Origin of the sequence: Methylobacterium sp. 22177, assembly GCF_052045615.1 — a bacterium.
GTDB classification, from domain to species: Bacteria; Pseudomonadota; Alphaproteobacteria; order Rhizobiales; family Beijerinckiaceae; genus Methylobacterium; species Methylobacterium radiotolerans.
In genome coordinates, this window is sequence record NZ_JBQEPK010000091.1 from 1 (window position 1) to 8,090 (window position 8,090).

Genomic DNA, 8,090 nt, shown 5'->3' on the forward strand with positions numbered 1-8,090 from the left:
AGATGTTTGGTCCCGGCATTTGGTGGAGTGGGTCTGACCTGAAGCGGCCGGGCTCAGCGGACCAGACCTTGCAGATGGCTTCGTAGGGTGTGAGACCCCGCAGGGTCTTCAGGCGGCGGCCGAAGTTGTAGGCGCTGACGAAGTCGGCCAGGTGCGCACGGAGTTGCCCGTGGCTGTCGTAGTGGTAGCGCTTGACCGTCGCGTCCTTGATCGTACGGTTCATCCGCTCGACCTGACCGTTGGTCCAGGGGTGGCGCGGTTTGGTCAGCCGATGATCGATATCGTTGCGGGCGCAGGCAAGTTCGAAGCTGTGGGCTCGGAAGGTCTCGCCGGCTGCAATCGCCTCCTTGATGATGGAAGCGGCCGAGGCGACGTTGCCGGGCGTGGTGAAGTGGGTGCCGTTGTCGGTGAGCACCGTATGCACCTTGTAAGGCACGGCCTCGATGAGATGGCGGAGGAAGTCACCGGCGACCCGCCGCGTGGCCTTCTCATGCAGCTCAACGAAGGCGAACTTGGTCGTACGGTCGATGGCGACGAGCAGGTAGAGCCGCCCTTCGGCTGTGTGAACCTCGGCCAGATCGATGTGGAAGTAGCCCAGTGGGTAGGTCTTGAAGCGTGACCGCTTGGGCTTGTCACCGTCGGCCTCCGGCAGTCGGCTAATGCCGTGACGCTGCAGGCAGCGATGCAGCGACGAGCGGGTCAGGTGCGGGATCGTCGCCTGGAGCGCGTAGAGGCAGTCGTCCAGCGGCAGGAGCGTATGACGGCGAAAGGCGACAACGACCGCCTCGTCCTCCTGTGACAACACCGTCGAACGCGGATCCTTCGGACCCGTGCGTTGGTCGGCGACCGAGATCCGCTTCTTCCACTTGGCGACCGTCTTCGGGTTGATCCCGTAGCGCTTCGCGAGTGCCCTCAGGCTCGCTTGACTATGCTGGATCGCTCGACGGACTGCCTCCGTCGTGGTGGCGCTGCCGTGAAGAACTTGGCCCATAGCGCGTCCCTCCACTTCAACGTGAAGAGTGCACCATCAAACCCTGGGATCAAACATCTAGATCGGGCCGAGGGCATCACGCAGCTTCAGATAGTCGTGACCGCGCAGGAATGCGGCTTGTGCGACAGCGGCGGTCTCCCGTGGCACGCCGGAATCGAGCGTGAGTCGGAGGGACATCCTCGATCTCCCGAATCACGGCGCATTCTGCGCCTTCATCCGGAAACGCCCACCATCTCAAACCAATACATCCGGTTCGCCAGCAGTATTTTGCGGAGCAAGTCCAGAAGGGGATTTCGTCGCCGCCGTGGAAGCCGATGGGCCCCGAAGCGAGCCGTCGGCCTGGATCTCGCCCCATCCGGAGCCGCAGGCCTTGTTCATCTCGTCATTCCCGGACCAGTCGAACTTAACGGCGGCGTGATCACCGCCACCGAGGGAGGGCCTCCGCAGCTTTATGATGTTGGCGCCCACGCGGCCTCATCGCCTTTTCGGTCGTTCCTCGCTGGGGACGAGCACACGAATAATTTTGGAATTAGAATGAAGCCGAACTAATGCTTCCGATCCGCTCTCTACCGGCCATATCTTGACAATAACGCCCCGGATGCTGCCGTCGTCCGAGCGATAATCTTGTCCCGCCTCTAAGTGCTTCCGAAGAAAATTCATATACCCGCCTGACGTGGCGTTCAATTGCGACGCTCAGACAATATCTACATCTATCCAGATGTGCTCACTACGGCCTTTGCCTGATTTAAGCAGCTTCGTTAGCCAAATCGCGATCAAGATTCCGTGAGGCAGTATCCGAACCAAGAGACGCATGCGATGATGAATTCTGCATTAACTTAAGGATGATTGGCGCTGCAGAGTGCTCAACCGTATGACCTTCGGTCACGACCGTCAGATCAGGTGCTACAGGAGCTTCGTAGGGAGCTGAGATGCCCGTAAAATTTGGGATCTTCCCTGCTCGGGCCTTCAGATACAGTCCCTTCGGATCGCGCCCTTCACAAACTTGAAGTGGCGTATCAACAAAGATCTCAAGAAAAGGTATGCTGCCCGCGATGCGTCGCGACATCGCGCGCTCTTGCCGGAATGGAGAAATCAGCGAAACGATTACCACCAAGCCAGCGTCAGCCATCAGTCGCGCGGTCTCGGCCACCCGACGGATATTTTCGACACGATCAGCGTCGGTAAAGCCCAAATCGCTGCTGAGGCCGTGACGTAGATTGTCGCCATCGAGCACCATGGTATGGCGCCCGGCGTTAGTCAGCGCACGGTCAACGGCATTTGCAATGCTCGACTTACCGGCGCCCGATAGACCGGTGAACCAAGCGATCACCGGGCGCTGTCCTAGAGCGCGCCACCGCTCCTCACGCGGTTGCTGCGTCTGCCAAGTCAGGTTGCGGTTGTCGTCATCGTCAGGTCGCTTGTCCATCGGTCCGCCAACAGCACAACTTGTAGGTAGACTAACCCAGTTTTGCGATGAGGAATGTGTCAAATTTGGCACTCAGGCGGTTGGGAACTTCGGCAATCCGAAGGCGCGCGAGGAGCTATGCATGGTTTTGAGTGACGGAGGCGGTCAGGCGGCGCGGTGATCTGGGCTCTCGACAACCTCGGTCCCGTCGCGGAAGATGACGCCGGCCGCGACCTTCGGCAACTGGTTTTCGCCCTTCAGCCGGCGCCAGGATTTCGACGCCGCCATGACCAGCTTGAACACCATCAGCTTGGTGGTCGTGGCCGAGAGCGCCCCTTTGGTCCGCACGGTCCGATGCCGCACCGTAGCGAACACGCTCTCGATCGGGTTCGAGCTGCGCAGGTGATCCCCGTGCTCGGCCGGGAAGTCGTAGAACGCCAACAGCCTGTCACGATCCTTGGTCAGGCAGGCAGCGACGCGGGGGTACTTGGCCCCGCATTTCTCAACGAAGACGGTCAGCGCCACCTCGGCTGCCGCCCGGGTCGGCGCGCCGTGGATCTCGCGCAGGTCCGCCTTCATCGCCCGCTAGACGGATTTCGGCACCTTGTCGAGGACGTTGGCCGTCTTCTGGACCCAACACCGTTGATGGGCCGTGCCGGGGAGGACCTCGTCGAGGGCCCGCCAGAAGCCGAGAGCGCCGTCGCCCACCGCGATCTCGGGCGCGATCGACAGCCCGCGCCGCTTCACGTCGACGAGCAGTCCCGCGAGCTCTGGGCACTCTCGCGCGCACCCACTTAGAACCCGACGAGCTTCCTGTTGCCCTCGGGCGTCGCCCCGATCAGCACGATCATGCAGTTTGCCTGCTTGGCCATCCGGGCGTGCAGATAGACGTCGTCAGCCCAGATGTAGGCGTAGCGGCGCGGCGAGATAGCGGCCCTGCCAGCAGGCGTACTCATCCGCCCACGTCGCCGTCGGCTGGGCGATGACGGCCGGCGACAGGTTCGGGGCGTCACGCCCCAGCAGGACGGTCAGCGCGTCCTGGAAGTCGCCGGTCGAAACACCGCGTAGGTACAGGACCGGCAGCAGCGCATCCAAGCTGCGGGTGCGCCGCGCCCACTTCGGCAGGATGGTCGAGGTAAACCGGATCCAGTCCTCAGACCCGCGCGCACCGCGATCCCGCAGGCGGACGCGCGCGACCGGCACCGGGTCGATGCCGGTCTGGATCACCCGCTCCGGCCCATGACCGTGCCGCACCAGCCGTGCGCGTTCGTCCGACAGCCGCAGGTCCTGCATCGCACCCAAGAACGCGTCCACCTTCATCTCGACATTTGGGGCGAGCAGCCTGCGAGCGCCGCTGCGCAGCACCTCGGTCAGGGAATCGTCGAGGTCTTCGGGATGACGAAGCCGGACGACGTTGGTAGGTGTCTCCATGGCGTATCGCTCTCAACGAGAGGTTCTGGCAGGCTCGACACCAGCCTCGATACGCCACCTTCAACACACCGTCGCTACCCCATCTCACGCATAGCTCCTATCGTCACCTGCTGAGGCGGATCGAGTCAAAACCTTAGTGCGGCAGAGCTCTGAACACGGCGCTTGACTTGCCGCTTCAGATTGGTCAGCTGCATCTCTAACCCACCGGGATCAAGTTGGCGCCGCCGCTGCATCAAATCGGCGACGCTAATATTTGAACTATTCAAATGGGAGCGAATTGATATGCCTGCGCCGCACTCAAAGTGACACTACACTCAACTCACATGCAGCATAGTATTATCGAGCTTAAATTTAATCACGCCCTCGCACGTGGTCGACGTAAATCTAAACAAATAAATCCGATGCAATCACAAAATGGCCATAGTGTGATAGGATTTCGTCGTTTTACGCGTTGAATCGCGGCTCCCATCCGCATGATTTGACGCCCGCCTGAAGAACTGCACCAGAATACCATGGCAAGGAAGGACATCATGTCATCAGCTCTCGTGCTTGGAGCCGGCGGCTTTATTGGAGGACATCTCGTTTCAGCCCTCAAGCGCGAGGGGAAGTGGGTACGAGGAGTTGACATAAAGAAACACGAGTACAAAGATACCGAAGCCGATGACTTTGTTGTTGGGGACCTTCGGGATGCACAATTCACACGGTCGATAACAGATCGGAAATTCGATGAAGTTTATCAGCTGGCCGCCGATATGGGGGGCGCCGGGTATATTTTTACTGGTGAGAACGATGCAGACGTGATGCATAATTCGGCGACCATTAATCTAAATGTACTGGATGCTGTAGTTAGAAGAAACATAACACGCGTTTTTTATTCATCGTCCGCGTGTATCTATCCGGCGCACAATCAAGAGAATCCCGACAGCCCAATTTGCAAAGAAAGCTCCGCCTATCCAGCCGCTCCTGACAGCGAATACGGCTGGGAGAAATTATTTAGCGAGCGGCTATTTATGTCTTACCGAAGGAATTACGGGGTCGAAACACGAATTGCGAGGTACCATAATATTTTTGGGCCAAACGGTACATGGAAAGGCGGAAAGGAAAAAGCTCCCGCTGCGATTTGCAGGAAAGTGGCTCTTGCGTCCCAGGGGGGGGAAATCGAAATTTGGGGAGATGGAAAACAGACCCGTTCGTTCTTGTATGTTGATGAATGTATTGAAGGAACGCTAAAGTTGATGCGCTCTAATTACCATTTGCCCGTAAACATCGGTTCCGAAGAGATGGTCTCCATTAATAGACTGGTGGAGTTGGCTTGCGAAGTCGCCGGCAAGACCCTGAGTGTTAAGCATATTGATGGGCCTACTGGCGTGCGCGGGAGGAATTCCGATAATGAACTTGCGAGAGAGGTTCTCAATTGGGAGCCATCGCAATCATTGAGGTCAGGAATCGAGCGCACATATAACTGGATTGAATTGCAAACGCGGCGCAACAAAATTTAAGTTTACCCAGATCTCTTGGCCTCTGCGAGGCAGATCCTTTACTCGATCGATAAAACTTCAACGACACGCGCACTCTGCTCTCTAAAGGATCTGCCTCGCATTCTTGTAAATTTTGACTTAAAGATTTGGAAGCATATGCTGCCGATGAAGTAATTCCGACATTGTATTGAGAGTTTTGTTGCTCGCTTCGTGCGATGCATCTTCGAGGGTTGTCGACTGTGTAGCTAGTCAGAGCTGTATTGTTCATATAGTGCGGCTATGACTTCCTCACACATCTCTCTCATTGGAATAACCTTATTCCAATGAAATGATCCTCCGCTTGCGCCGCTCCTGATCCGATTTTCTTGCCATCGTCGGCTGCTTTTGCTGATCGCCTCACCGCTGCTCGACCAACCCAAAAACAAATATGCGGCCTATCGTTAATTAATGCCGCCATTGCCTAATATTGACGTTCGCCGCACACTCAATCGCTCCGCTCATGTCGCCTTAGATCCTTGTTGATTTTCTTAGCAGAAATGTCTGATCTGGCTGAGCGTGATGAGGCTGCAGCGAGGCTAGTGAAGGTCTCGTAGATGTCACTGTTACTCGCAACGGGTTGGCAGGCGGCGGAAGCGGTTAATAAGGTGGAGTGCATCCTGTATGATCGGACAGGCAGCAAGGTAGGTTTAGGACCTCCGGCTGAGGTTCTCCCGAGGCGAGAGGATGCGCAGGCCGGATTGCGGATGGATGGTAAGTGATGTGGTTGGGATCGAGAATGCCACCGCCCTGCCGTGGTCGACAGCGCCAGCGAAGGGCGAGATCAGCCGACTGAAGTCGATCAAGCGACAGATGTATGGCCGCGCCGGCTTCGAACTCCTGCGTCAGCGCGTCCTCAACACTGTCGAACCCATCACACGAAGTGACGGAGAATCAGACTTCGGCTCAGGTTGACACAAGCGGCAGCTCGGCTGTCGAGCTGTCCAGCCTGAGCGAGCTGGATAGGCGCTTCCTCAATCGGCTCAGGTCGAGGCCCCCGAACTGGCGCGGAGCGCCGCCCTTGCGACGCGCTTCGCCGCTCCCTTTCGGCAACATTCCCGCGAGAGCCCGGAAGCTTGGTTCACGGCGACGTCCGCGACGCCCCTTGCACGGATCGCTGAGGGGCTGCGGCGCGACAGGGCGGCGCTGATAGGGACGATCACAAAACCGTGGCCAGCGAGCCCTGTCGCAGGGCAGATCAGCCGGTTGATGATGCCCAATCGCACATTATTCGGACGTAAGCGCTGTCCTCAGGCCACGGCTTTGAGGGCTGGCGTTGGCTGGTAAGCCCATGGCAGCAGATCATCGAGGTGCCGTTGCGGATGGCCCTCGACGATGCGGGTGATGACGTCGGCAAGGTAAGCCTGCGGCTCGACGCCGACGAGCTTGTAGGATCTCGACCAGCGAGGCGATCACCGCCCAGTGCTCGCCTCCGCCGTCCGAACCAGCAAACAGGGCATTCTTCCGGTTCAAAGCCAGCGGCCGGATCGCGCGCTCGACGGTGTTGGAGTCGATCTCGACGCGCCCGTCGGCGAGGAACAGGCTCAGCCCCGCCCAGCGGCTCAGGGCGTAGCGGATCGCCTCCGCGAGGTTGCTCTTGCGGCTCAGGAGGTCGAGCTTCTCCCGCAGCCACGGCTCCAGCGCTTCGATCACCGGCCGGCTTCGCTCCTGACGGGCCGCCCGTCGCTCCTCGGCCGGACGCCCGCGGATCTCGGCCTCGATCCGGTAGAGCACGGAGATGCGCGACAGCGCCTCTGTGGCGATCGGCGAGGCCGCGGCAAGGTCATAGAATTGCCGACGCACATGGCTCCAGCAGTGGGCCAGCCGCACTGCGCCGCCCTTGGCTAAGCTCTCGTAGGCCGCGTAGCCGTCGACCTGCAGCACGCCTGCAAATCCGGAGAGATGCGCGATCGGTCGTCCAGCCGTGCGGTCGGGCGCGTACACGTAGGCGACGCCGGGCGGATCCGTCCCACCCCAGGGCCGGTCGTCGCGCGCATACGCCCAGAGCTGGCCGGTCTTGGTGCGGCCGCGGCCCGGATCGAGCACCGGTGCCGTGGTCTCGTCGGCAAACAGCTTGCCAGAGCGTTTGAGCGTCTCCAGGAGCCGCGCGTGCACGGGCCGGAGGAGGAAGGCGGCGCGCCCGACCCAGTCGGCCAGCGTCGAGCGGTCGAGGCTGACGCCCTGGCGGGCGAAGATCTGCGCCTGTCGATACAGCGGCAGGTGGTCGGCGTATTTGGAGACGAGCACCTGCGCGACCAGAGCGTCGGTCGGTAGGCCGCCCTCGATCAGCCGCGCCGGCGCGGGTGCCTGCACGATTGCGTCCCCGCAGGCGCGGCAAGCGTAGCGTGGGCGGCGGATCACCAGCACCCGGAACTGCACCGGCACCACGTCGAGGCGCTCGGATACGTCCTCGCCGATCCGATGCAGGGCACCCGAGCAGCACGGGCAGACGAGGCTGTCGACATCGATCACGTGCTCGACTCGCGGCAAGTGGGCGGGCAGCGCCCCACGTTTCGTGCGCCGCTTGGCCCTCCGCGCCTCCTGCTTGGTCGGTTCATTCTCCTCGGCGGCAAAGCCCGCGGCCTCGACCTGCTCGGCCTCCTCCAGCCCGAGCAGGAGCTGATCCTCCGGCAGGCTCTCGGCGCGGCGGCCGAAGCGGTGGCGCTGCATCGCCAGGATGATCTGGCGCAGCCGCTCGTTCTCGGCGCGCTCCTCGGCGAGCAGCGCCTTGAGCGTCTCGGGATCGTCG

The 8,090-nt window shown here is 60.5% G+C and carries 4 protein-coding genes and 2 pseudogenes; 2 read left to right on the forward strand and 4 right to left on the reverse strand.

Annotated elements, in window-relative coordinates:
* From ACTJK8_RS31790 to ACTJK8_RS31800, 3 genes and pseudogenes are all read right to left on the reverse strand, one after another.
* Positions 1–991: IS481 family transposase (locus tag ACTJK8_RS31790; RefSeq protein WP_440763151.1), on the reverse strand; the 991-nt coding region annotated here is incomplete at its 3' end.
* A gap of 745 nt (positions 992–1,736) precedes the next feature.
* The gene (gene cysC, locus ACTJK8_RS31795; RefSeq protein ID WP_440763152.1) at positions 1,737–2,417 is read right to left on the reverse strand and encodes an adenylyl-sulfate kinase; all 681 of its coding nucleotides are present in this window, start codon (positions 2,415–2,417) and stop codon (positions 1,737–1,739) included.
* A gap of 144 nt (positions 2,418–2,561) precedes the next feature.
* Positions 2,562–3,827: pseudogene (locus ACTJK8_RS31800) on the reverse strand (IS256 family transposase).
* Between the two features lie 530 nt (positions 3,828–4,357).
* Here ACTJK8_RS31800 and ACTJK8_RS31805 point away from each other — a divergent pair.
* Positions 4,358–5,326 (forward strand): NAD-dependent epimerase/dehydratase family protein, encoded by a 969-nt coding sequence (locus ACTJK8_RS31805; RefSeq protein WP_440763153.1) that lies wholly within the window; start codon positions 4,358–4,360, stop codon positions 5,324–5,326.
* A 726-nt stretch (positions 5,327–6,052) separates the two neighbouring features.
* Entirely contained in the window at positions 6,053–6,256 is a 204-nt protein-coding gene (locus ACTJK8_RS31810) for a hypothetical protein (RefSeq protein ID WP_440763154.1), read from the forward strand.
* Positions 6,257–6,591: 335 nt separating this feature from the next.
* On the opposite strand, the pseudogene tnpC reads toward ACTJK8_RS31810, so the two are convergent.
* Positions 6,592–8,090 (reverse strand): annotated as a pseudogene (gene tnpC / locus ACTJK8_RS31815) (IS66 family transposase); the annotation flags it as partial.